Raw genomic sequence first — 23846 nt, 5'->3', positions numbered from 1 at the left:
TGTCCGCCTGGCAGGGAGGTGCCGGGTGTGCGGCTTGAGCGGTGAGATCCGCTTCGACGAGGGACGGCCCGACCTCGCGGCGGTCGAGCGCATGACCGACCGCATGGCGGCCCGCGGCCCGGACGGCCGAGGCATGTGGTCGCAGGGAGCCGTCGCGCTGGGCCATCGGCGCCTGAAGATCATCGACCTTTCGGAGCGCGGGGCTCAGCCGATGACGGACAGTGAGGCGCTGATCACCTGCGCCTTCAACGGCTGCATCTACAACTACCGGCAACTGCGCGAGGAACTGAGGCGGCTGGGCCACCACTTCGTCACCACGTCCGACACCGAGGTGGTGATCAAGGCCTACCGGCAGTGGGGCACCGACTTCGTCCAGCACCTCATCGGCATGTTCGCGGTGGCGCTGGTGGAACACGACACGGGCAGGCTCGTGCTCGCACGCGACCGGCTGGGCATCAAGCCCGTCTACCTGGCCGAACTCCCCGGTCGACTGCGCTTCGCCTCCACGCTCCCGGCCCTGCTCGCGGGCGGCGGGGTGGACACCTCGCTCGACCCGGTGGCGATACACCAGTACATGAGCTGGCACGCCACGGTCGCCGCACCGCGCACCGTCCTGGCGGGAGTGCGCAAGCTCCCGCCGGCGACCGTCCGCGTCGTGGAACGGGACGGAACGCATCGCGACCACCGCTACTGGCAACCCTCGTACACACGTCGCGGCGAGTTCGCCGGGATGGGGCCCGCCGACTGGCGGGACGCCGTCCTCGCCGCGCTCCGGACGGCCGTCCGCCGACGGACGGTGGCCGACGTGCCCGTGGGCGTCCTGCTGTCGGGCGGCCTCGACTCCAGCCTCATCGTGGCCCTGCTGGCCGAGGAGGGGCAGCACGACCTGGCGACGTTCAGCGTGGGCTTCGAGTCGGAGGCGGGCGAGGACGGTGACGAGTTCACCTACTCCGACGAGGTGTCCCGGCTCTTCGACACGGACCACCACCAGCTGATGGTGCCGTCGGACCGGGTCTCCACCGCCCTGGGCGGTGCGATCGCCGCCATGAGCGAGCCGATGACGAGCCACGACGTCGTCGCCTTCCACCTGCTCTCGGAACTGGTCTCCAAGGAGATCAGCGTCGTACAGAGCGGCCAGGGGGCAGACGAGGTGTTCGCCGGCTACCACTGGTACCCCGCGCTGGCGGACGTCGAGCGCGCGGGAGAGCCCCGCAGGTACGAAGAGGTCTACTTCGACCGCTCGCACGCCGACCTCGCGAAGATCCTGCAACCGCACACGCTGCCCGACCACGACGCGTCCGCCGAGTTCGTCCACAGACACATGGCCGCGCCGGGGGCCGAGACCGCACTCGACGCGGCACTCCGCCTCGACATCCACGTCATGCTGGTGGACGACCCGGTCAAGCGGGTCGACAACATGACCATGGACTGGGGCCTGGAAGCGCGGGTGCCCTTCCTCGACCACGAGCTGGTCGAACTGGCGGCCGCCTGCCCGCCCGAGCTGAAACTCGCGGAAGGTGGCAAGGGCGTGCTCAAGCAGGCCGGGCGCACCGTGCTCCCGCACACCATCGTCGACCGTCCCAAGGGCTACTTCCCCGTGCCGGCCATCCGCCACATGGCGGGTCCCGTACTCGAACGCGTACGGGAGTCCCTGTCCGCGCCGGAGGCCCGGTCACGCGGCATCTTCCGCGAGGAGTACGTGGCCTCGCTGCTGGCCGCACCCGACGACCGCCGCACGAAGCGGGGGGCGAACGCGCTGTGGCAAGTAGCGTTGTTGGAGACATGGCTGCAGACGCACGGAATCAACTGACGGACGAGTCCGCGGCGACGGCCCGCGCCGCGACGGCTCCCCTGGCGACGCCGGTCGCCGACGCCGCCGGCCCGCGGGACACTCCGCGGCTGAGGGTGGCCCACGGCTGCTGGTATCCCTCCCCCGACCCCCGGGGCGAGCAGGTGGCGTTCATCTGCGACCGCGACGGCGCGCCGCAGCTCTGGGCCGGGCCGGTGGGAAGCGACGACGCGCATCTCCTCGACACCGGTCCTGACCACGTCACGGAGGTCTCCTGGTCCCCGGGCGGCGAATGGATCGCGTACACCGTGGCCCCCGGCGGGAGCGGTCACACGCGTGTGCTCTGCGTCCGCCCCGACGGCTCGGACCGCAGGGTCCTGGCGGGCGCCGAACCGGGGAGTTCGGCCTATCTGGGGTGCTGGGCCCGGGACGGCTCGGCTCTCGCGGTGACGGTCGCCGAGCCGGTCGGCGAGGGGGCCGGTCCGCTGAGCGCCGCGGGGCGTCCCGCCGGCTGGACGGAACGTGACGGGCACGCAACGCTCCTCGACGTCGCACGCCAGGGCGGGGCGGGCGACGGGACGCCCGCGCCGGTCCGTGACCGGCTCACGGCGTACCTCGTCGACTTTTCGGGGACGACGGCACCCAGGCTCCTCGCCGACGAGACCGGGGCGGCGACGCTGCGCGTGTGCGACATCAGCCAGGACGGGCGTCTGGCCCTGCTGCGCCGCGGGCCCCGGGCGAGGCGCGAAGCCGTCGTCGTCCGCACGGCGGACCAGGCCCCGACGTGCGCGCTGCCGGTCGCCGACGGCGATCCGTGGATCGGCCGCTTCTCGTCCGACGCCCGCACGGTGTGGCTGCGCAGCAACCACGAGCGGGAGTTCGCGGCGCTGCTCGCGCTCCGTCTCGACGACGCCGGCGAGTGCGAGGACCTCTCCGTGGTGGTCGCACGCGACGGGTGCGACCTTGACCTCCTCACGTTCGTGGAGGGCGACCGGCGCGCGGCCCTGGCCTGGAACGACGGAGGGACGAGCGTGCTCGAGACCCTCCCCCTGACGGCTGAGGGGGGCGTGCCGCCCGCACCCCGCGAGGTGCCGTTGGCGCACGAGGTGGTCACCCGGGTGACGGCGGCGGGGCCGGACGGCATGGTGGTGGCCCTCTCGGGCTCACGGCGACGGCCCGGTGTGTGGTCCGTACCGGCTTCGGCGCCGCCCGCGCGTACGCCGTGGTCGGCGAGCGACGCCGCCTCCGTGCCCCGGGGACTTCCGCCCGTACCACCCGTACCTCTGCGGGCCACGGCGCGCGACGGACTGCTCCTCGGGGGCTGGTACCACCGCGCCCCCGGCAGGTCCCCCGGCGAGCCGGCACCGTGCGTCGTCCATCTGCACGGCGGCCCGGAGGACCAGGAACGTCCGGTCTTCGACCCGCTCTACCAGGAACTGCTCGGCCGGGGCATGGACGTCTTCGCCCCCGACGTCCGCGGGTCCTCCGGCTGGGGCCGCTCCTTCGTCGACGCCGACCTGGGCGAAGGGCGTTTCGCCGCGATCGACGACGTCGCCGACTGCGCGACCCACGCGGTCGCGTCGGGACTCGCCGATCCGCAGCGGCTGGCCGTGATGGGGCACTCGTACGGCGGCTACCTCACCCTGGCCTCACTCGTGTGGCATCCGCACCTCTTCCGTACGGGCATCACGGTGTGCGGGATGTCGGACTTCGCCACGTTCTTCGCCGGAACCGAGCCCTGGCTCGCGGAGTCCGCCGCTCACAAGTACGGCCATCCCGAACGGGACGGCGCGCTGCTGCGTGCGCTGTCGCCCATGAGTCGCGTCGACGAGCTGCGCGTGCCCTTGCTCGCGGTGCACGGCGAACACGACACGAACGTCCCGCCCGGCGAGTCCGAGCAGATCGTCAGTGCCGCACGCGCACGGGGGCTGGTGGCGGAACTCCTGACGCTGCGCGACGAGGGCCACGACTTCCGGCGGGCCGGCAACCGGCGTCTGTTCCGGCGCGCCGCCGCGGAGTGGATGCAGCGGTGGCTGCTCGGTTGACCCGCCGAGACCGCTCCCCCTTCCCAGGGGTGTGGACCGCCGACGCCGAGCGCATGGGGTCGATGCGGGTGTCTTCGCCCCTTTCAGGGGAAACCGCAGTCCTGTGGACCTCTCGTTGGACCACTCGAAGGCACCCGTGCTCGACGCCCTGGCTGCCTGCCACGCGGAGGACCAGACCCTTCACCCCACCAGGCCACAAGCAGGGACCGGCGCGGACGCCCGCGTGCGGTCGGTCCTCGGCGACGGCGTGTTCCGATCCGACGTCCTCGCCGTCAGCGGTCTCGACGATCGGACCTCGTCCAAGGGCGTGATCGCCGAGGCCCAGGAGCTGATGGCGGACGCAGTCGGCGCACAGCACACGTTCTTCTCCACCTGCGGCAGCTCCCTCTCGGTCAAAGCCGCCATGCTGTCCGTGGCCGGCCCCTACGAGAACTCCTCGTGGGGCGGGACGCACACAAGTCGGTGGTGTCGGGCCTCGTCCTCGCCGGCATCGTGCCGATCTGGGCCGATCCCCAGTGGGATCGGGAGCGCCAGCGTGGACGCCGGCATGGTCGTGCCCGACTCGGCCGACACCGAGGTCAGAACCGTTCGCGTGACGATCGAGGAACAGGGTCCGACGATCGAGGAGTAGGGCGCGACGGGCCGGGGCTGCTCCTCGGCCGCCGAGCACAGCTGACCGGGCGCTCCGCTCACAGCCCGGCGGCTTCCTTCGCCCTCAGCCGCTCCCAGGCCCGCCTCCGTACATCCGGACGTACGAGCACGTCGACAGCCGTGCAGGCGAGCGCCTCCGCCGCGGCCGTCATCACCCGGCGCGCCCGGGGGCCGGCCGCCGCCTCCGCGAACTCGGGCGTGTGGTCCGATCCGTCGGGCCCCATGATGGCGACCCACGGATGGATCCCCGGCACCTGCGTGCTGACGTTCCCGAAGTCCGACGATCCCAGGTACACGCCGGGCTCGGGCTCCGACAACCGGATGCCCGCACGCTCCAGGTGCTCGGCGAACAGACCCGAGAGCACCTCGTTGTCACGGAAGTGCTCGTACCGCCCGCCGACGTCGGTGACCTCCGCCCTGGTACGCGTGGCCGAGGCGACGCCCTGCGCGCAGGAACGCAGCTCCTCCACCAGCTCCTCCAGCGCGGACGTGGTCGCCCCGCGCAGCCCGAACAGGCCCTCCGCGTACTCGGGGACGATGTTCGTGGCCCGCCCGCCGTCCGTCACGATGCCGTGGACGTGCGATCCCCCGGGCAGCCGCCTGCTCAGGACTCCGAGCGTGTTGAAGAGCTGGATCAGCGCCCCCAGAGCGTCGATTCCCTCCGTAGGGCTGCCGGTGGGGTGCGCGGCGCGACCGTGGAACCCCACCCGGACCTGCGCGCTGGCGGTCAGCGGCGCCCAGGTCCAGTCGTGGACTCCCGGGTGGAACATCAGCGCCGCGTCCACGCCTTCGAACAGTCCCGCCGCCACCTCTGTGACTTTGCCGCCGCCGCGTTCCTCTGCGGGCGTTCCGACCGCCACCAGAGACCCCTCGACCTCGCCGAGCGCGGCCCGCGCGGCAAGCGCCGCGCCGAGGCCCGCCGCGGCGATCAGATTGTGACCGCAGGCATGGCCGAGGAGCGGCAGCGCGTCGTACTCCATGAGCAGGGCGACGCAGGGTTCTTCTCCCGACCCGTTCCCCGAGCCCGTGCGGGCCAGGAACGCGGTCGGCAAGTCGGCCACCCCGAGCTCCACCTCGAAGCCGTCCCGTTCGAGTTCGCCCGCCAGCAGACGGGCCGCCCGGTTCTCCTCGTAGGCGGTCTCCGGCTCGCGGTGCAGCGTGAGGCTCACGTCCCACAGCCGCTCCTCGCGGGCGGACACCTCCTGCCGGACGCGGGCATACAGGGACTCGGCCTCCTGTGACACGGGAACCTCCTCGGACCGGGGTACCCCCCAGGCGCGTGAGCGCCGGCCGACGAGCGGCTGGACGCGAGTCTCCTCGCAGTCCGCCGCGCGTCGGCCTGCGAAGCGGTGCCTCAGCGGGCGCCCGCGTACACCTTGCTCGCGAATTCGGCGATCTGCTGGTCGGTGAGGTTCTGGGCGAGGTTGGCCTCCGAGATCATCCCGCAGAGACGGTGTCCGTCCCGCACGTCGATCACCGGGAGTCGCTTCACCCGGTTCTCCTCCATGACGTGCAGGGCGTCCGACGCCGATGCGTCCGCGTCGATCCAGTGCAGTTCACCGCCGAGGGAACCGCACTCGACCCGGGCCGGGTCGTCGCCGACAGCGACACACTGAATGACGATGTCGCGGTCTGTGACCATGCCCATGAGCCTGTCGTCGTCACCGCAGATGGGCATCGCGCCCACCTGCATCTCCCGCATCATCCGCGCCGCATCGTGCAGGGACTCGTGCTGTCCGACACACCGGGTGCCCGCTGTCATGATGTCGCGGGCTGTGAGCGGCTTGTTCCGTGCCATGATCGCTCCTCCCGTCGTGGCACCGCATGGTGCCTACAGGTCGGCTTCCCTGTTCTCCTCTCTCGACACGCCCCCTCGGCGTTCGCCACGGTGCTCGACGCCCGTGCGCCACGGCATGCGACGACCGGCCGGGGCGCGCAGGCGTCAGGGGGCGCCGGCGCCGCCCTCGCACGCTGCGACAGCCGGCCCCTCTGGCCGTTCCCGCGGTGAACGGCATCAGCCGTTCACCGCGGGTGCCTCACATCACCCCCACGACGCGCACCGACACCAACACGTTTCCGCCAGCAGGGCGTGGGCAAACCGCACAAAACAACCAACTGGTGAAGCTCCCGTAGGCAGGCGCGCACCAGGAGCCCAACCCGAGAGGCAGCAACCGATGGGTGTCGTCAAAGCCGCGTACATGCAGGTCCGGGGACTGATGAAGGAGTCCGACGGCAAAGCTCTGCAGAATCCCTCCCTGCGAGCCGAAGGCCGCCGGATGCGCGACGCGGGCCGCTCGGCCCGCGAGCGGCGTCTCCCGCCGCCTCCCGGATAGCGCACAGACCGAAAGGGTCCCCGGCCTCCCGATCCTCGCGTGCGGTTCGGCCCGGGCCGATCTCTACGCCGTTCGGCGGACGAGCCGTACTCACGGCGCAGAATGCGGGGAAGCCGGGGAAGTCGGGTAAGGAGACGACGGCCAGCAGGCGACCCCCATCGCCGTCGGAGGAGCGAGCACCGTGGACGATGCCGGAGCCATCAGCGGGAAGCGGACCAGCTGTGAAGGCGGGACGGAGGAGGGACGCCCCGCCCCTACGTCGTACGTCTCGCTCCGGGTCAACGGGGCCACGCACGAACTACGGCTCGACAACCGCACGACCCTTCTGGACACCCTGCGCGAGCACCTGGACCTCACCGGTGCGAAGAAGGGCTGCGACCACGGCCAGTGCGGCGCCTGCACCGTGCTCGTGGGCGGCCGGAGGATCAACAGCTGTCTGATCCTCGCCGTCACCTGCGACGAGCCCGTCACCACGATCGAGGGCCTCGCTCGTGATGACCGCCTCCACCCCCTTCAGGAGGCGTTCGTCTCCCACGACGCCCTGCAGTGCGGCTACTGCACACCGGGCCAGATCTGCTCAGCCGTGGCCATGCTGGACGAGGCCGCCGCCGGGCACCCCTCACACGTCACACCGCCGGACCGCCCGGGCGGCGGCGGACCCCGGCCCCTCACCCCGGAGGAGATCCGCGAGCGGATGAGCGGCAACATCTGCCGCTGCGGCGCCTACGCGAACATCGTGGACGCCATCCAGGAGGTCTCCTCGTGAAGCCCTTCGGCTACCTCCGCGCCGACCGCACGGAGCAGGCGCTCGCCGCGTACGCGGCGCACCCGGGCGCCCAGTACATCGCCGGCGGAACCAACCTCGTCGACCTCATGAAGCTGGGGGTGGCCGACCCGCCTTTCCTCATCGACATCAGCCGGCTGCCGCTGGACGGCGTCGACGAGACCCCGGAGGGCGGTCTGCGCATCGGGGCGACCGTCCTCAACAGCGACCTGGCCGCCCATCCGCTCGTACGGGCCCGCTACACCGCGCTGTCGCAGGCACTCCTCGCAGGAGCCTCCGCCCAACTGCGCAACGCCGCCACCACTGGCGGCAACCTGCTCCAGCGCACCCGCTGCCCGTACTTCCAGGACACCTCGAAGCCCTGCAACAAGCGCGCGCCGGGTACGGGCTGCCCCGCCCGCGAGGGCGTCCACCGCGACCTTGCGGTGCTCGGCCATTCCGCCCGGTGCGTCGCCACCCACCCCTCGGACATGGCGGTCGCGCTCTCCGCCCTCGACGCCCGGGTCCATCTCCTCGGCCTCGACGGCGAGCGCACCGTACCCCTCACGGAGTTCCACCGGCTGCCGGGCGACACGCCGGAGCACGACACCGTCGTCCGACCCGGCGAACTCGTCACGGCGGTCACGCTCCCACCGCCCGCCGGAGCCCACAGCGGCTACCGCAAGACCCGCGACCGCGCCTCGTACGCCTTCGCGCTCGTGTCCGTCGCCGCGGCCCTCACCGTCGAGGGCGGAGTCGTCCGCCACGCCGCCCTCGCCTTCGGCGGGGTCGCGCACGCACCGTGGCGGGCCCGCGCGGCCGAGGCGGTCCTCCGGGGGGCGCCCGCCACGGAGGAGACATGGGCACGCGCCGCCGACGCCGAGCTGGCCGCGGCCGACCCCTTGCGCGACAACGCCTTCAAGGTGCCGCTCGCCCGCGGCCTCGCCGTCCGTGTGCTCACCGATCTCGCGTCCCGCCCCTGAGGAGCCGGCCACCGTCATGCCCACGAACTCCCCGCCCGAGGTCCCCTCCGCCTCCGTGCCCGACGAATTCTCCGCCGACCGCCGCGACCCTGCCGACCGCCGTGAGACCACCGACCGCCGCGACTCCGCCGTCCGTCGTGACGCCAGGCAGAAGGTGACCGGAACGGCGCGCTACGCCGCCGAGCACACCCCGCCCGGCTGCCTCCACGCCGTCCCCGTGCCCGCCACCGTCGCACGGGGCACGGTGACCGCCGTCCACGCCGACGAGATCCTGCGACGGCCGGGTGTCCACGCCGTACTCAGCCACACGAACGCGCCCCGTCTCGGCGAGGCCGACGACCCGACGCTGACGCTGCTCCAGACCGCTCGCGTTCCGCACCGGGGCTGGTACGTCGCGCTCGTGGTCGCCGACACCCTGGAGAACGCCCGCGCCGCCGCCGACGACCTTCGCATCGAGTACGTCGCCGAGGAGCACGACCCGGGCCCGCCCGCCGGCCACCCCGGCCTCTACGCACCCGAGGAGGCCAACGGCGGCCATCCGGCCCTGCGCGAGCGCGGCGACTTCGACGCGGCCTTCGCCACCTCGGCCGTGCGCGTCGACGCCACCTACACGATGACCGCCCAGCACAACCATCCGATGGAGCCGCACGCCGCCACCGCGTGGTGGGAGGGCGACGCGCTGACCGTGTACGACTCCAGCCAGGGGGCGACGAAGGTACGAGACGTCCTCGCGCAGCTGTTCCAGACGCCCCGGCACCGCGTCACGGTCGTCTCCGCGTACGTCGGGGGCGGCTTCGGTTCCAAGGGCACTCCGAGGCCTCAGGCCGTCCTCGCCTCCATGGCCGCCCTGAGCCTCGGACGGCCCGTGAAGCTGGCGCTCCCGCGCCGCGAGCTCGCCGCTGTCGTGGGCCACCGCGCCCCCACCGTCCAGCGCGTCCGGATCGGCGCGGACCCCGACGGCGTGATCAGCGCCCTCGCCCACGAGGTCGTCACCCAGACCTCCACGGTCAAGGAGTTCGTCGAGCAGGCGGCCGTCCCCGCGCGCACCATGTACACCTCGCCGCACAGCCGGACGAGCCACCACGTGGTGGCCCTCGACGTGCCGACGCCCTCGTGGATGCGTGCCCCGGGCGAGGCGTCCGGCATGTACGCCCTCGAAGCGGCCATGGACGAACTCGCCGTCGCCACGGGCGTCGACCCGGTCGAACTCCGGCTGCGCAACGAGCCCGACGCCGAACCCGACAGTGGCAGGCCGTTCAGCAGCAGGGGCCTCACGGATTGCCTGCGGGAGGGCGCTCGGCTCTTCGGCTGGGAGGGCCGCGACCCCCGGCCAGGGGTACGAAGGACCGGCGACCGACTGACCGGCACAGGAGTGGCCGCGTCGACCTACCCGTACCTCCTGAGCCCCTCTTCGGCCTCCGCACACGCCGCGCCGGACGGCACGTACCTCGTACGACTCGCCGCCACCGACATCGGGACCGGGGCCCGGACCGTCCTCGCCCAGATCGCCGCCGAGGCACTCGCCGTCCCGCCGGCCTCGGTACGCGTGGAACTCGGGAGCAGCGCGCTGCCGAGGGCCCCGCTGGCGGGCGGCTCGTCGGGCACCTCGTCCTGGGGCTGGGCCGTCCACAAAGCCTGCACGGTCCTGGCCGACATGGTGCGCGCGCACTCTGGCCCGCTCCCGCCCGAGGGCCTCACCGCGCGGGCGGACACCGCCGAGGAGGCGGGCCGGGAGTCCCCGTACGCACGGCACGCGTTCGGTGCGCAGTTCGCGGAGGTCGAGGTGGACACCGTGACGGGGGAGGTGAGGGTCCGGCGCCTGCTCGGGGTCTTCGCGGCGGGCCGGGTGCTCAGCCGACGCACCGCGCGCTCCCAGTTCATCGGGGGGATGACCATGGGGCTGGGCATGGCGCTGACCGAGAGCAGCACGCTCGACCCCGCGTTCGGCGACTTCGCCGAACGGGACCTGGCCTCCTACCACGTTCCCGTCTGCGCCGACGTGCCGGCGCTCGAAGCCCATGCTCTCGACGAGGAGGATCCCCACCTCAACCCGATGGGCAGCAAGGGGATCGGGGAGATCGGCATCGTGGGGACGGCGGCCGCGATCGCGAACGCCGTCCACCACGCGGTGGGCGTACGGCTGCGGGACCTGCCCCTGACCCCGGACCGGCTTCTTCCGCACCTGCCCCGCTGACCTGCGACGGCTGCCACCGGGCCCTCAGAAGCGCGGGGCCGGCGTTCAGCACCGCGGCTGCCGTCGACCTCAGGTCGCAGCCGTGCCGCGCGAACGGCCGGGCCGGCTGCCTCATGCGGAGCCCGCCCTCAGCAGGCGCAGGACCGACCGCTCCACCGCACCGTGGGTGGCCGGCCTGCCGAAGAGACCGCCCTCACCCTGCTCGCCCAGAGAGGCAGCGATGGTCTCCCCCCCTCCCTCGTATGCACCCGATGACGCGAGGGTCGACGCACGACGCCCTGCAGACGGCGGGCGTGTTCCCCGGGTAGTCACTGACCTCGCGGACGGCACGCGCCACGACCCTGCCGCGCCGGGCGAGGGAAGCACCCGACGTGGTCTGGGAGACCGCCGGCGCGACCGCAGCGAGCACGGTGGCGTACCAGGTCCTGAACTCCTTCGCCGTCACGGAGTTCCGTGAGCCGCAGGGGGACCGCACAGGCTCCCTAACAGGGCCCGGTCTTCCAGTAGTACTCGGCGATCTCCTCGCGGTATTCCGGGTCTGAACGGTGCTGGTCGGGCAGGTACTGCGGGGCGTCTTCGATCTGCCCCCGGCTCAGGTCGAGCTGAAGCGTGCGTCCGGCAGAGTCAAGGCGCGTCACCGCGCCGGCTGGAATCATGACCTTCCCGAAGATCCATCCGTCGGCCTCCACGACGAGGAACGCCTCGCCGGTCACGTCGGAGTACGCGTCCACTTCGCCGACTGGCCCATCAGCTGCTTCGACCCGCCATCCGGTCAGTTCAAGGTCGCCCAGTTCTCCACACGACGGGTTGAAGCACCACGGGTCATTCGCCATGGTCGACACTCTCCTTCTCGCCTCTCAGGATCGGCGGGTACAGCGCACCGACCGTCTGCCCTGCTCCTGTGTGCTCACTCCTCACTTGTGCTCCGGATTCCCGAGCTCTCGGCGTCGGCGTGAGCCGGGCCGTACCCCTCAGGACCCCTGATGGGCCTTCTGCTGTCGGCGACGCTCGTGCGGGCCGACCCCAGTGGGGCCGCAGGCGGTACCCGTCGGGTGTGGAGCTCGTGATCTCAAGAACCAAGCTGCCTGGATACGGATGGTCACGCTCGCGGCGCCGCTTCCAGCTCAGGGCGACCCGCCCTGCTGGGGCGGGATGCCCCGGCGGGCGCCTTCAGCTGGGGCGGCCGGCGACCGTCAGCTATTCGCAGTCCAGATCGCCGCGTTGAGGGCCGTGGCGAAGCACACCCAGCCCAGGTAGGGCACGAGCAGGAGCGCAGCAGCTTTGGACACGCGACTGAAGAACAGGATCGTGACGCTCAACGCGGCCACCAGGAGGAGGATTTCGATGAGGGCGGCGCCGTATTCGCCCAGTCCGAAGAAGAGAGGGGTCCAGCCGAGGTTGAGGGCCAGTTGCGCGATCCACCACGCGATCGCCGACTTCCTGTCCGGTGCGGCCTGTCGCCGCCAGACCAACCATGCGGCAGCACCGATAGTGGCGTAGAGGACGGTCCAGACAGGGCCGAAGAGCCAGGCGGGAGGAGCCCAGGCCGGCAGGTCCAGTGATGTGTAGACCGTCGCCGCATCCGCGGAGGCGAGGGCACCCACCGCAGCAACGGCGTACACCACCAGCAAAAAGCCGATCAGGGCGGCCCACGCTCTTCCGCCATGTGCAGTCGTTCGGTTGGCCGCTTCGGACACCAGGGCTCCCTGCGACGATCACGCCATTCGGACACCTGAGCTTCTGCCCTCCAGCCCTGCTCGGATGCACCCTCCCCGGCCGGCGCTTCGCGCACAGAAGCGTGCGGAAGTGGCGAGCTCAGCCGCAGGGGGGCCGCCGACCCATGGTGGCGGTTCAGTTCTCCTGGCGGCGTGCCGAACCGGCTCCGGTGAGCACTGTGGCAGTCGAGGTGGCGGCGGCGTCTTCGTCGTATCCGTCGGATTCGACCGGCCGGCCTTCATCGTCGTACGCGAGCTTGCCGGCTATCGGACGGCCTAAATTGTCACGCCAAGCGCACTTGACCTGGAGCGCGCTCCAGATCCGAGGATGGGGGGCATGGATATCGACATCACCGGCCCCCAGCTCGTCCTCGGGACGATGGACTTCGGCACCCGCGTAAGTCCGGACGAAGCTTTCACGATCCTCGATTCGTTCGTCGGCGGAGGCGGTGTCTGGCTCGACACCGCGAACTGCTACTCCTTCTGGGCCGATTCGAGTGGCGTCGGCGGGGCCAGCGAGCGCGTCATCGGCGCGTGGCTCCGAGCCCGCCCCGGCGCACGCGATGCGGTCCGGATCGCGACGAAGGTCCGGCAGAATCCACTCGTCCCGCACTCCTGGCCACAGAGCGCTGAAGGACTTTCCGCCCCAGCCGTACGAGTCGGTGTGGAAGAGAGCCTGGGGCGTCTTGGAGTCGATCACGTCGATCTCCTCTGGGCTCACGCCGAGGACCGCGCCGTGCCGCTGGAGGAGACCGTCGGTGCTTTCGGCGAGCTGGTCACGAAGGGAACGGCTCTGCGGGTCGGTGCGGCGAATCATGCTGCCTGGCGTGTCGAGCGCGCCCGGTCGCTCGCCCGGGAGCAGGGCGTGGAACCGTGGACGGCCCTGCAACTGCGCCACTCACTCGTTCAGCCGCGCCCCCTCACCCCCCTCGCGGAGGGCGGCCATCGCCTGCTCGCCGACGAGGACCTGGACCTCGCGCAGTCTGAGGGGCTCGCCGTGTGGTCGTACAGCTCACTGATGTGGGGTTCCTACGTGCGCGCGGACAAGCCGCTTCCGCAGACCTATGATCACCCCGGCACCACCCGGGTGCTCTCGGTCCTGGACGACGTGGCGGGTGAGTTGGCGGTCACGAGGAACCAAGTCGTCCTCGCATGGCTGATGCACCGGGGGATCGACCCCATCGTCGGCGTGAGCCGGGTGGATCAGGTCGAGGAGGCGCTGGCCGCACGCCATGTACGGCTCGGCGACGAGCACCTGGCCCGCTTCGCCGAAGCGCGCTAGCAGCGATCAGACAAGGAGCCCCGTGGCCACCCTCCTCACTCCGGCAGCAGCGGCCGACCGCACTGGTGTCTCCCTCGACACACTGCGCTACTACGAGCGTGAAGGGCTGATCGGACCGATCAGGCGTTCCCCCGGTGGACGCAGGGAGTACACCGAGGACGACGTCTTCTGGATCGGCCTGGTCACGTGCTTTCGTGACGCCGGACTCGGCATCGCGGACCTGCGGGAATTCGTCGCCATCCTGCGCGCCGAGCATTCTGCGCAGGACCGGGTCGCCTTCCTCCGCGAGCGTCGTGCCACCCTGGAGCAGCGAGTGGCGGCGTTGTCCCGGGCCATGGAGGTCCTCGACGACAAGATCGCCTACTACAGCTGAGTACGGAAAGGTCCGCATTCAACTCGCTCTCTGCACACCACACATCGCCCAACATCCCGACAGGGCAGCGGCCTGCGGGCGCGCGGAAGTGCCGACTCCACTCGTTCGCGGTGGTCACCGTCGACCGAACGCCTTGGCCACGGTGCGAGTCATAACCCAACCGAGCCCGGCCGTCTGGTCAGATCGTGACCGGGCCGTGGGCGGTGGCGAACTCGACCGAGACCAGGCCCGGTTCCTCATCCTCGACCCAGGTGACGTCGATCTGGTCGAGGGGGTGGTCGGCCGGTTCGCCGAGGAATTCGGCGATGGGGGCGGCGTCGCCGGCGATGGAGACCCCGTGGATGGTGGTGGAGGTGCGCGGGTCGGCGCTCGGGCGCTCCTCGATGGGGACCAGCCATTGAAGGAAGTACGGCAGTTGCGGGTCCTCCAGCAGTTCCAGGAGGCCGATCTGCTTCCACCTCAGGTCGAACCCGTCGGGGCGGACGCGGTGGCCCTCGGCCGAGGTGCGGCCGAGGCGGGTCTCGACCGGGGCGATGTCGTCCACGGAGACCACCCAGCCGAGCCAACCGCCGCCCTCGGCGGCGCGGCGCGCGACCGCCTGGCCGAAGGGTGCACGGTCGGCGGCGGGGTGGTCGAGTGTGGTGACGACCTCGACGTAGGTGCCGCCGCTCAGGGGGAGAATGAAATTGCGGGTGCCGAATCGCGGATGCACGCCCCCGTCGACGAATCCGGCGCCGAGGGCCGATCCCATCCACTGGACGGTCGAGACGAAGCTGTCGCGGGCCACCGCGTAGGACACGTGATCAAGTCGCACGGCGCCATCGTCACCCGACAACCCGTACACGTCCCGACGCCACGCCCGCCGCCCCGGCCGCGTCCGCCGTGGATTCAGCCGTGCAGCGGATCGATCGTGGTCATCCCGGCGAGGGACGCCCTCTCGAAGCCAGGCACCAGCGCTGCCGCCTCGTCGAGGCCCACGACCCGCTCGGTCAGCCGCTGCCGGGCGAGCGCTGCTGCCACAGGATTTCGATCCGGCATGCAGCACCCTGCGCACCGCGCTTCCAAGAGACTCGCTCTAGACCCGGCCATGTCGCCCCGGGCGACCGGGGACGGTCGGGCCGGGAGCACCACGACGGCGGGCGGGCGGCGTGAGCGGGCGCGGGTGGCCTCTGACGGACGCCCGCGTTCCGGCAGGCCGAAGCTACTCAGCGCAGTACGGCCGCCAGTAGGTCGGCACCCAGCGCCGCCAGATCGGGCAGATTGAGGGTGTACCGGACGTAACGACCCTCCCGTCGACCTGTGAGCAGGCCCGCGCGGCGCAGGACAGCGAGGTGGCGGGAAACCTCCGGGGGTGAAAGTGCCCAGGCGTGGGCCAGCTCACCGGTGGTGTGCGGGCCGCGGGCCAGGGTGCGCAGCAGCCGCAGCCGCACCGGATGCGCGAGGGCCTCCAGCCGTAGCGTGACCGTTTCCAGCGATACCGGCTCCGATGGACTCGCCTCGGCCACGGGGTACTGCACCACCGGCGGCCACCCGGGCGCGTGGACCACCACCAGGTGCGGGCGGCCGAAGACGCTGGGGAGGAAGGTGACCCCACTGCCGTGGGCGGCGGTCGCATTGTCCTGCAGCTTGTCCACGATGATGCGGCTGCCGTCCGGCGCCAGGGTGACAGCGCTGGAGACCGACGCGAGTGCCGCCTCGATGCCCTGGTGTTTCAGGAGGTCGTTCTTCAGGCGCAGGTCGGTGGCGATTTGCACGGCGACGCCCGTCCAGGCGGCGTCGAAGAAGGCCTCGGCGCACTGTTCGAGAGTGTCACGCACCCGTGCCCGTACGGCAGCCGGATCCGCGAGCAGCCGTTCCGCGAAGGCCTCTTGGAGCGCGCCGCGGGCCTGGGCCAGGTCCAGGGCCCGCTCGCGCGCCGTCGCGTCGGTGAGCGGCGACGGCGAGCCGAAGTGGACCCGGTTGCTGCCGCACGTGGTGATGAGCGCGGCGGTCACATAGGTTTCGTCGTCGATGCGGTCCACATCGTCCAACTCCTCGGCGAGGGTCGGCCGGGGACGAGCGGGGACCAGGAAGTCGGCTCGTGAGGAACGCCAGAGGAACTCCGCCTCCCTGAGCCGCTCGGCCAGCTCCGGCCGCAGCCCCGCCCAGACGTCCCCGGCCCAGCCGGCGAGCTGCGGGTGATGCGCGGGTTCGGCCAGCACGTGCAGCATCGCGGTCAGCTCGGCCAGCGGGGAGGCAGCGAACCGCAGTCGCCCGGGCGGCAGGCCGCCGATGTCGATCCTCAACGTCATCCCTTCATCATCGATGGCCGGATGGTCGCCGACCGCGTCGGTTGACGGTGTCCGTCAACCGACATGGCGGGCCCGGCGGCCGAACGCACCGTTGACGCCATGGCAACCACCACCAAGATCCAGCTGCGCGCCCTCGTCCGAGCCTCCGGAGGCCCCCGCTATGCCGTCGCCCTGGCCGTGGACGCGCTCGGCACCGGCCTGCTGCGGCCCTTTCTGCTGCTCTACGGGGTGACGGTGCTGAGGCTGTCCGCATCGGCCACCGGCGTTGCCATGACGGCCGGCATCGTCGTGGGTCTGGTGTGCCTGCCCGCGGTCGGCCGCTGGCTCGACCGGGGTGCACGCAGCACGGTCGTGGCCGCCTCGATGCTGGTACGGGTGCTGGGCGTGGCGCTGCTGCTGGCCACCTCGGCAGGGCACGTCTGGCTGTTCGCGGCGGCGGCGCTCTTCCTCGGCATGGGCAACCAGGCGTGGCCGGCCGCCCATGCAGCCCTCGTGGCCACGGTCGCCCACGGCCGCGTACGCGACGCCGCTCTCGCGGGAGGACGCGCCCTGCGCAACGCCGGCCTGGGCGTGGGCGCCCTCATCGCCATCGCGTGCCTGGCGGGCGGCACCACCGCATTGCAGGCGCTGGCAGCCGTCACCGGGCTCGCCTATCTCGTTGCGGCAGCCTTGGCCTGGTCAGTTCACCTGCACACGCATCCGGCCGCTGTTCCGGCCAAGGGCAGGGGCGACGGGGGCGAAGCGGGCGACGGGCCCGCACCTCGGATGCGCGCGCTGCTGGCCGCCAACGTGGTCTACGTCTTCTGCCTCAACGTCCCTGAAATCGCGCTCCCCCTGGTCCTGGTGACACAGTTGCACGCGTCCCCGGTGTGGTCGGCAGCCATCTTCGTGGCGAACACGGTGCTGGTGGTCACTCTGCAGGTTCCGGTCACCGTCCTGATGTCCCGCTTCCCCCGGCGGATGGTGCTGGCTCTCGCCGGCGTGCTACTCGCCGCGTCCTACCTCGGCTTCCTCGCTGCCACCTCGCTGGGACACGGCTGGGGCGCCCCGGCCGTCGCCGCGGTCTCCGTGGTCTGCACCTTCGGCGAGATCATCTATGCCGGCAGCGCCACCGCGCTCGTCACCGCCCTCGCCCCGGCCCATGTCCTGGGACGCGCCCTCGCCCGCTTCCAGCTCTCCACGGGATTCGGCCTCGCCGTCTCCCCGGCTGTCATGACCGCTCTCGCCTCCCGTGGTTCGGTCGCCCTCTGGGGCAGCCTCGCCGGCGCGACGCTCCTTTCCGCCTCCGCCATCGGCACCGAGAAGGCTCAAGGTGGCCGCGCCATGTTGAAGTGGCCGGTCAGCAGGGGTGGCGTGACCCCGTTTCGGGGTGCTCGTGCTGGTCGTGGGCGGCGGTCCGGGGTGTAGACCGTCCGGCGGGGTGGTTGTTCCGATGAGTTCACCGACCTCGAACGGTCTACCCAGCGACACACGACCGTTCTCGACAGGAGTGCCATGTCCACCATCCAGCCAGTGATCATCACTGCCGACCAGGACGCTCTGGTCGGCTTCTATACGAATCTGTTCGGCGCCGAGGAGACCTTCCGGGTACCGGCGGAGGGCCCGGCCTTCTACATGGGCCTGCGCATCGGCGACACCGACCTCGGGCTGGTGGCCAAGGCGAACCCGGGGACCGGGGCGGCACCGCGGATCCTGCTCAGCATCGGCGTCGACGACGTCGACGAGACGCTCGGCCGGGTGACGGCGCTGGGCGGCTCGGTCCGCAGCGGCCCCCACGACATGCCGTGGGGACAGCGCGTCGCCCACATCCAGGACCCCGACGGCAACCCGGTGAACCTCACCCAGCCGATCCCGGCTCAGTGACGCTGCTCCGGGGGTGCTTGTGCTGGTCGCCCAGCGGGCTGCGGGGCGCCTCGTTCCGCCCCGCCTTGTCGAACGCGCGGCAGCCGGCCTGATGCCGTCCATGGTCTTCGCTTGCTCGCCGGGACGACAGCCGCCGCTGAGCAGCAAGGCCGGCAAGCGCATTCGTCGCGTTGGGCAGGACACCAACTCACGTGCGGACCTGCGATGTTCCAGAGGTCCGCCAGGACCTGCTCCTGCGGGCCGACGAGAACGTGGTCCGCAGACAGCGCGGCTCTGGCACCGTGCAGGCCTGCGGCTTCATCGATCCGCTCACGACGCAGCCGGCTGTGGGGGCGTGAACGCCGCCCGGGCAGATCGCCGGTGCGACATGGGGCGGCCTGCCAACAGTCTTCGGGGACCCCGGATCGCAACAGGCCGCGGCGGCACCCCGGCCCGTTACCGAACTCGTCGAGGCCGTCACCTGGCGACCGGGCGCGTCACCCGGTAGCCGTCGTCGGCGGCGGGGCTCAGGAGTTCTCCAGCCTGCTCGTCAGCGGTCCGGCGCCCTGAAGCGGCGCTGCCAGGTTCTGCGGGGCAGGCTGGACTCTTGTTTACCTTACGGGTCGACCCGTAAGGTAAATGCCATGAGCTCCACTCCGCCCTCCAGAGGGCGCCCCAGGGATCCCCGATCGCACGAGGCGATCATCGACGCGACGGCAGAGCTGGTGGCAGAGGTCGGCTACGCCGCGACGTCGATCGGGGCGGTGGCCGCGCGGGCCGGTGTCGGCAAGGACACGATCTACCGACGGTGGCCCGGCAAGCCGGAGTTGGTCTTCGAGGCTGTCTTCACGACCAGCGATGACGCTCCGCCCCCGGACACCGGAACGCTGGCCGCGGATCTGACCGTGCTGCTCCAGAGCCTGGTCGACGAGTTCCGCGCGCCTGCCGCCGCAGCAGCCCTCCCGGGGCTGCTCGCCGACTTCGCCGCCGATCCGGAACTGAAGGCACGCATCCGCGGCGACTTCCTGGGCCCGTCGAAGGAACGACTCCTTATCGTCTTCGAACGCGCCGTGCTGCGTGGGGAGATCACCGCCGAGACGCCCGTGGACCTGGTGCTGGACACGCTGGCAGGAGCCGTGTTCTTCCACGTGGGGCTGGTCGGGGAGCCGCCCGGCCCGCAGCTGGCCGCACGGCTGGCCGCCATCGTGGCCACAGGAATCGAGGTCCGGTGAACGGCTGGCTTCTCGCGGCAGGGATCACCGCGCTCGGCGTGGCCGCCGTGCACATGGTCGGCGGGCACCGAGATGTGGTGCGCCCGCTGCTGTCCTGCGGCCTCGCAGACGAACCCAAGCGTGTCCTGCACGCCGTGTGGCACATGGTGAGCGCCGACCTGGTGCTCTCCGGGCTCGCCCTCGTCTACCTCTCCCTGGCGGGCGGTACGTCGGGTGCCGGTCTGGTGGCGTGGTTCGTCGCCGCGCACTTCGTCGCGTACGCGGCAGCCTTCCTGGTCGTCACGCTGTCCGTCGGCTGGCCCCGACCGCTGCTCCGCCTACCGCAGTGGATCCTGCTCCTACCGGTCGCGGTCCTGGCAGCGGCGGGCGCCGCCTAGCCTCACCGTCGGTTGAGGCGATGAGGGGCCACTGTCGGGTGGCCGGCGCGATCTGGGTGCTCTACGCAAGCGCAGGTGGCGGCCGCCGCGGGTGCGGCGTTCGGCGTTCGGCGTTCGGCGTTCGGCGTTCGGCGTTCGGCGTTCGGCGACAAGCAACAACCGGGAGCGGAGCTGTTTCAGCGCTCGGCGGCGGCCAGTTCGCCGTCCAGCAGCAGGACGCGGGCCCAGGCCAACAGGTCGATCGCCGTGAGGCCGAGTTCGAGCCGGACGGTGTCGACGCCGAAGCGGCGGGAGGGAAAGCGGCCGAAGCCACCAGTGTGGAGTCAAGGCCGGTCGCGGCCATCGCCGCCCTGCCGGCCACTCCCGAGGCCGAACGACCCGCCATGCCAGCACCAAGTCGGGACATGATCCCGACGCACAGAAGCTGACACCGTTCACCGGGAACCGGCAGGACACGATCCGTTGCCGTTCACTACTGTCACGTGGAAAAGGATGTGGACATGGCACTGGTCAAAAAGGGATCGCGGCTCATCAACGTGGACGGCGCCGCCTACCGGTGGCGGCTCCGTGGACGGCCGACCTACGACCAGGGGCTGGTCCGGTCACCCCTCACCTACGCGGTCGCACACGTCGACACTCCCGGCACCACACTGGTGGTCACCACCAACCAGCCGCACCCGAGCAACTGGTTCGGAACACAAGGCAGACCGATCCTGCCCGGCCAGGTGGCTGACGGCATCCGCACCGCTCTCACTGACGGCTGGACGCCGGAGAGCCCGGGCTCACCCTTCCACCTCGACCAGTCAGCGGGCTTCGTCTCGTCCCACTGACCCACCCCGCGCTCAAGGACTCACCGGCCCGGCGATCGGCGAGTCCTTCTGCCTTCCGCTCCCCGCTTTCCTCAGTCTGGCTGCTTCGTGTAGTTGTAGACGGTTGCCCGGGAGACGCCGAGCTGGTCGGCGATGAGTTGTGCGGAGCTCCGGGTCTCGAAGAAGCCCTCGCGATGCAGCTGCCGTACCAGCTCGCGCTTCTGGTCACGGTTGAGGCCACGGGGGGTGCTGGAGAACTGCGCCGCGAAGGAGTCGATGGCCGAGCGGAGTTCGCGTCCGGTGCGGTCGCGCAGTGTCTCCAGCGTTTCACCTTCGTGTTCGACATCGGTGGCGACGAGGCTGGCGAGGGCCAGCGCCAGCGGGGAGAGCGTGCTGACGTCCAGGTTCAGGCACAGGGCCGCGACGTAACGCCCTTCGGCGTTCCTGATGCCGATCGAGGTGCTCTTGGCCGGGCGTCCGTCGGGAAACCGGTTGCTGTAGTTCTGGATGACGCCGGGAAAGGCGGGGTCCGCGATGCGGCGCAGTCCCAGCTCGGTGGCGGAGTCTCCGACCTGCCGTCCGGACAGGTTGTTCTCGATCGCACGGATGGCGCTGTCAGGTCGGCGCAGATCGTGCAGGACGACCTCGCACAGACCTGGGAACATGCGCCCGACGGCGACAGCGATGCGCTCGACTTCTCGTACAAGGTGATCGTCGACCGATAGGTGGCGCTCGTCTTCCGGTACAGCGGGCTGGTCCGCACATTCGTCATCTCGTCGACCGGTGGCGGGTGTCATCGGGCGTTCCTCGATCCCTGAGCGCTTTCACCGTGCCCGGCGAACACCGCGGCCATCTTCTCGGCGGACTTCAGCCCCGCACCGGTGAGCACAACCACCGTCGTCTCGTCCGGGGCGATCTCTCCGGTCGCGATGAAGTGATCGAGGGTCGCCGCGGCGACGCTGCTGGTCGGTTCGGCGTACAAGCCCCGCGCGCTCAGTGCACGGACCGCGGTGTGGATCTCTGCCTCGGGGACGGCGTAGGCGGCGCCGTCGGAGCGGCGGATCGCCTCGACCGCCTCGGGCAGCCGGACCGGGTGGGTGATGGACGCGCCCTCGGCGATCGTCGGCGTCCGCTCGCCGCGGCCGGCCGGGTCGATGCCGTTGAACGTGTCGGCGATGGTCGCCCAGTGCTCGGGCTGCCCGACGAACAGGCGCGGGCGCCTGTCGATCTGGCCGGCTTCGAGCAGTTCGCCGAACGCGAGGTCACACCCGATGATGTTGCTGCCGGCTCCGGCAACGAGGACCACGTTGTCGGGCGCGGTGAAGTTGAGGGACTCCCACATCTCGTAGGCGATGGTCTTGGTGCCCTGGATGAACATGGGGTGCCAGTTGTGGCTGGCGTAGGGGATCTGCTCGGACTGCCGGATCGCCTCGTCGGAGACCTCTTCGCGGGTGCCATCCACAAGCTCGATCTCGGCTCCGTAGGCGCGGGCCTGGAGAATCTTGGCCGCCGAGGTGGCGGCGGGAACGATGATCTTGGCGCGGATGGCGGCAGCGGCAGCGTAAGCGGCCACCGCGGAACCGCCGTTGCCCGAACTGTCCTCAAGTACGTGGTCGACGCCGTGCGCCGCGAGGTGGGACACCATCACCGATACGCCCCGGTCCTTGAAGCTGGAGGTCGGGTTGAACCACTCCAGCTTGAAGTGGACGCGTCGGCCGCCCCATTCCATCAGAACCATCGGCGTACACCCTTCGCCGAGGCTCACCCGCCCGGTGGCTGGGACAGGCAGGGCTGCGTGGTAGCGCCACAGGGACCGTTCGGCTGTGTCGATCTGCTCGGGACGCAGGCCCGGCAGTGCACTGACGGCGAGGGGGCTGCCGTCCACGCCCCGCCAGCGAGGGTCGTCCAGGCGGTAGCGCCTTCCGGACCGGTCGTAGAGGTAGGGGGCGGTGACGGTTGAGTGCTGTTCGGCGTTCATGGGCGGTCCCGGCTTCTCTTCGCTCGACGTGCTGTCGTGTCGCCGGGTCTCGCGGCCCGGCAGACACCGAGCTTCCACATTAGATTCGCTATCCAGACTTAGACAATCAGTGCAGGGGAACGCACAGCTCGCGGCGTCCGCGAGAAACACGGGTGGGCGGCTTCCAGAGGTGGGGCCCCTGGCCACCCGCCCACCTTCGCAGGATTCATACGCGGCCTACCGCCTCGGGGCACTCCAGATCGCCGCTCACGGTGAGAGACCGGGGCCTGCTGGAACACTGCCTCCAGGAGAGCCGGTGCATGGCCGAGAGCGAGATGGCCGGTGTTCTTGCAGTCGTCGACCGTGTGCCTGCTGCCTGGTCTCGGATGATCGGCGGCCTTGTCCGCGATCCACTCATGGAACGGTTCGCTTCCCTGCGTACGGCGTTCGTCGAAGCCGCCCGCTCGACACAGTCCCTGGTGCCACCGGCCGAACCCGGTGGGTCGAGGGCAGGGGTGAGCGACGCTGTCAGCGTGACAGCACCCTTGGCGGTTTCTCGCACCTCCCTGTCAGCCTGATCCGCCCGAACCGTCGACCATGTCGTCGTGGGCGTGCTGTCTCCCCACCCCCTGACTCCCCACGACCGCCGTCGCCTCCCCCAGCGGGAACGGGACCAGGATCGCTGCCTGGAATTTCGCGACGGAACTCCCCGTCTACCTTCGATCTCAAGACGCAAGGGCGCGGCAATGCCTTCGATTGGGCGAGGCGTTGCCAGTGGTCACCTAAAGGACGTGCGGGACTGCCCGCATCTGGCCGCCCCCCTCCTGTCGACCATCGGGGGACCCGACGTGATGGTCGACAGGCTCGGGGGAGGTGAGGTGCACGCCGGCGTCGCGGTGGCCCTCGGCGTCGAGCGCCTGGCGGACGGCGTGGGCCGAGGCGTCCAGCGTGGCAGCGGGCGGTACGACGTCGTGGCAGCGGCCTCCACGTGCCTCACGGCCGTGGCCGGCGTCGCCTCCTTCACCGACTGGACGGTCTCGTCTCAGGCCAGGACGATGATGGCGATGCAGTCTTCGCGAACTCACCCCGCCTGTCCGCAGCGCTCACTCGCCCAGGCGTTTCGGGTGGCCGTCGTATGACGCGAGACGGCCCGTCGAACGAGGCGCATTCGACGGGCCGTTTCGATGGGACCGAGACCCCTGCGTGGTCA

Annotated in this window: 24 protein-coding genes and 2 pseudogenes; 16 read left to right on the top strand and 10 right to left on the bottom strand. The window is 71.1% G+C overall.

The features are described from left to right. Nucleotides 1-25 precede the first annotated feature (25 nt). From ACZ4XX_RS32665 to ACZ4XX_RS32655, 3 genes and pseudogenes are all read left to right on the top strand, one after another. On the top strand, nucleotides 26-1810 hold the full coding sequence (locus ACZ4XX_RS32665) for an N-acetylglutaminylglutamine amidotransferase (RefSeq protein ID WP_468511471.1): 1785 nt from the start codon (nucleotides 26-28) through the stop codon (nucleotides 1808-1810). Further along, nucleotides 1783-3834, top strand: coding sequence for a S9 family peptidase (locus tag ACZ4XX_RS32660; protein WP_468511470.1), 2052 nt, complete (start codon nucleotides 1783-1785; stop codon nucleotides 3832-3834). Before ACZ4XX_RS32665 ends, ACZ4XX_RS32660 begins: the two co-directional genes overlap by 28 nt. Nucleotides 3835-3949: 115 nt before the next feature. Further along, nucleotides 3950-4365 (top strand): annotated as a pseudogene (locus ACZ4XX_RS32655) (ornithine decarboxylase); the annotation flags it as partial. A gap of 158 nt (nucleotides 4366-4523) precedes the next feature. Here the strand turns inward: ACZ4XX_RS32655 and ACZ4XX_RS32650 are convergent. Together ACZ4XX_RS32650 and ACZ4XX_RS32645 are read right to left on the bottom strand one after the other, a co-directional pair. Beyond that, a complete protein-coding gene (locus ACZ4XX_RS32650; RefSeq protein ID WP_468511469.1) occupies nucleotides 4524-5729 on the bottom strand; it encodes an amidohydrolase in 1206 nt (401 codons plus the stop codon). Between the two features lie 110 nt (nucleotides 5730-5839). Then, nucleotides 5840-6283: a CBS domain-containing protein gene (locus ACZ4XX_RS32645; protein WP_468511468.1), complete on the bottom strand. Its 444-nt coding sequence runs from the start codon at nucleotides 6281-6283 to the stop codon at nucleotides 5840-5842. Nucleotides 6284-6659: 376 nt separating this feature from the next. Here ACZ4XX_RS32645 and ACZ4XX_RS32640 point away from each other — a divergent pair, with 376 nt between their 5' ends. The 4 genes from ACZ4XX_RS32640 (at nucleotide 6660) to ACZ4XX_RS32625 (ending at nucleotide 10758) form a co-directional block, all read left to right on the top strand. Continuing rightward, the gene (locus ACZ4XX_RS32640) at nucleotides 6660-6818 is read left to right on the top strand and encodes a hypothetical protein (protein ID WP_468511467.1); all 159 of its coding nucleotides are present in this window, start codon (nucleotides 6660-6662) and stop codon (nucleotides 6816-6818) included. 199 nt (nucleotides 6819-7017) lie between these two features. Further along, on the top strand, nucleotides 7018-7584 hold the full coding sequence (locus tag ACZ4XX_RS32635; RefSeq protein WP_468511481.1) for a 2Fe-2S iron-sulfur cluster-binding protein: 567 nt from the start codon (nucleotides 7018-7020) through the stop codon (nucleotides 7582-7584). Continuing rightward, nucleotides 7581-8564: an FAD binding domain-containing protein gene (locus ACZ4XX_RS32630; protein ID WP_468511466.1), complete on the top strand. Its 984-nt coding sequence runs from the start codon at nucleotides 7581-7583 to the stop codon at nucleotides 8562-8564. Before ACZ4XX_RS32635 ends, ACZ4XX_RS32630 begins: the two co-directional genes overlap by 4 nt. Before the next feature lie 16 nt (nucleotides 8565-8580). Continuing rightward, nucleotides 8581-10758, top strand: a complete 2178-nt coding sequence (locus ACZ4XX_RS32625; protein WP_468511465.1) for a xanthine dehydrogenase family protein molybdopterin-binding subunit — start codon at nucleotides 8581-8583, stop codon at nucleotides 10756-10758. A 482-nt stretch (nucleotides 10759-11240) separates the two neighbouring features. Here the strand turns inward: ACZ4XX_RS32625 and ACZ4XX_RS32620 are convergent, their stop codons facing one another. Both ACZ4XX_RS32620 and ACZ4XX_RS32615 read right to left on the bottom strand, forming a co-directional pair. Next, entirely contained in the window at nucleotides 11241-11591 is a 351-nt protein-coding gene (locus ACZ4XX_RS32620) for a PRC-barrel domain containing protein (RefSeq protein WP_468511464.1), read from the bottom strand. Between the two features lie 360 nt (nucleotides 11592-11951). Beyond that, nucleotides 11952-12455 (bottom strand): TspO/MBR family protein, encoded by a 504-nt coding sequence (locus ACZ4XX_RS32615; protein WP_468511463.1) that lies wholly within the window; start codon nucleotides 12453-12455, stop codon nucleotides 11952-11954. 346 nt (nucleotides 12456-12801) lie between these two features. Between ACZ4XX_RS32615 and ACZ4XX_RS32610 the strand changes: the two genes are divergently transcribed. Beyond that, nucleotides 12802-13755 (top strand): aldo/keto reductase, encoded by a 954-nt coding sequence (locus ACZ4XX_RS32610; protein WP_468511462.1) that lies wholly within the window; start codon nucleotides 12802-12804, stop codon nucleotides 13753-13755. A 22-nt stretch (nucleotides 13756-13777) separates the two neighbouring features. Continuing rightward, entirely contained in the window at nucleotides 13778-14128 is a 351-nt protein-coding gene (locus tag ACZ4XX_RS32605) for a MerR family transcriptional regulator (RefSeq protein WP_468511461.1), read from the top strand. Between the two features lie 178 nt (nucleotides 14129-14306). Here ACZ4XX_RS32605 and ACZ4XX_RS32600 read toward each other — a convergent pair whose 3' ends face one another. The 3 genes from ACZ4XX_RS32600 to ACZ4XX_RS32590 all read right to left on the bottom strand — a co-directional run bounded on the left by ACZ4XX_RS32600 (nucleotide 14307) and on the right by ACZ4XX_RS32590 (nucleotide 16419). Beyond that, nucleotides 14307-14942 (bottom strand): VOC family protein, encoded by a 636-nt coding sequence (locus ACZ4XX_RS32600; RefSeq protein WP_468511460.1) that lies wholly within the window; start codon nucleotides 14940-14942, stop codon nucleotides 14307-14309. A gap of 74 nt (nucleotides 14943-15016) precedes the next feature. Then, on the bottom strand, nucleotides 15017-15148 hold the full coding sequence (locus ACZ4XX_RS32595) for a hypothetical protein (RefSeq protein ID WP_468511459.1): 132 nt from the start codon (nucleotides 15146-15148) through the stop codon (nucleotides 15017-15019). Between the two features lie 185 nt (nucleotides 15149-15333). Then, nucleotides 15334-16419, bottom strand: coding sequence for a DUF5937 family protein (locus ACZ4XX_RS32590; RefSeq protein ID WP_468511458.1), 1086 nt, complete (start codon nucleotides 16417-16419; stop codon nucleotides 15334-15336). A gap of 99 nt (nucleotides 16420-16518) precedes the next feature. Between ACZ4XX_RS32590 and ACZ4XX_RS32585 the strand changes: the two genes are divergently transcribed. From ACZ4XX_RS32585 to ACZ4XX_RS32565, 5 genes are all read left to right on the top strand, one after another. Continuing rightward, nucleotides 16519-17826 carry an MFS transporter gene (locus tag ACZ4XX_RS32585; protein WP_468511457.1) on the top strand — a complete coding sequence of 436 codons (1308 nt, stop codon included), beginning with the start codon at nucleotides 16519-16521 and terminating at the stop codon, nucleotides 17824-17826. 87 nt (nucleotides 17827-17913) lie between these two features. Next, on the top strand, nucleotides 17914-18282 hold the full coding sequence (locus tag ACZ4XX_RS32580; RefSeq protein ID WP_468511456.1) for a VOC family protein: 369 nt from the start codon (nucleotides 17914-17916) through the stop codon (nucleotides 18280-18282). 191 nt (nucleotides 18283-18473) lie between these two features. Further along, nucleotides 18474-18620, top strand: coding sequence for a hypothetical protein (locus ACZ4XX_RS32575; protein ID WP_468511455.1), 147 nt, complete (start codon nucleotides 18474-18476; stop codon nucleotides 18618-18620). 285 nt (nucleotides 18621-18905) lie between these two features. After that, a complete protein-coding gene (locus ACZ4XX_RS32570) occupies nucleotides 18906-19493 on the top strand; it encodes a TetR/AcrR family transcriptional regulator (protein WP_468511454.1) in 588 nt (195 codons plus the stop codon). Beyond that, nucleotides 19490-19870, top strand: coding sequence for a hypothetical protein (locus ACZ4XX_RS32565; RefSeq protein ID WP_468511453.1), 381 nt, complete (start codon nucleotides 19490-19492; stop codon nucleotides 19868-19870). Before ACZ4XX_RS32570 ends, ACZ4XX_RS32565 begins: the two co-directional genes overlap by 4 nt. Here ACZ4XX_RS32565 and ACZ4XX_RS32560 read toward each other — a convergent pair. Beyond that, a pseudogene (locus tag ACZ4XX_RS32560) lies at nucleotides 19832-20181 on the bottom strand (hypothetical protein); the annotation flags it as partial. The gene ACZ4XX_RS32565 and the pseudogene ACZ4XX_RS32560 overlap by 39 nt on opposite strands. A gap of 189 nt (nucleotides 20182-20370) precedes the next feature. Between ACZ4XX_RS32560 and ACZ4XX_RS32555 the strand changes: the two are divergent. After that, nucleotides 20371-20700 carry a hypothetical protein gene (locus ACZ4XX_RS32555; RefSeq protein WP_468511452.1) on the top strand — a complete coding sequence of 110 codons (330 nt, stop codon included), beginning with the start codon at nucleotides 20371-20373 and terminating at the stop codon, nucleotides 20698-20700. A gap of 71 nt (nucleotides 20701-20771) precedes the next feature. Here the strand turns inward: ACZ4XX_RS32555 and ACZ4XX_RS32550 are convergent, their stop codons facing one another. Then, complete coding sequence (locus ACZ4XX_RS32550; RefSeq protein ID WP_468511451.1) at nucleotides 20772-21476, bottom strand: helix-turn-helix transcriptional regulator; 705 nt, start codon at nucleotides 21474-21476, stop codon at nucleotides 20772-20774. Then, nucleotides 21473-22657, bottom strand: a complete 1185-nt coding sequence (locus tag ACZ4XX_RS32545) for a threonine synthase (RefSeq protein ID WP_468511480.1) — start codon at nucleotides 22655-22657, stop codon at nucleotides 21473-21475. Before ACZ4XX_RS32545 ends, ACZ4XX_RS32550 begins: the two co-directional genes overlap by 4 nt. A gap of 770 nt (nucleotides 22658-23427) precedes the next feature. Here ACZ4XX_RS32545 and ACZ4XX_RS32540 point away from each other — a divergent pair. After that, nucleotides 23428-23775, top strand: coding sequence for a hypothetical protein (locus tag ACZ4XX_RS32540; RefSeq protein WP_468511450.1), 348 nt, complete (start codon nucleotides 23428-23430; stop codon nucleotides 23773-23775). Nucleotides 23776-23846: the final 71 nt, after the last annotated feature.

It is taken from the genome of Streptomyces sp. NPDC029956 (assembly GCF_055574655.1).
This window is presented reverse-complemented; position numbering and strand designations above follow the sequence as displayed.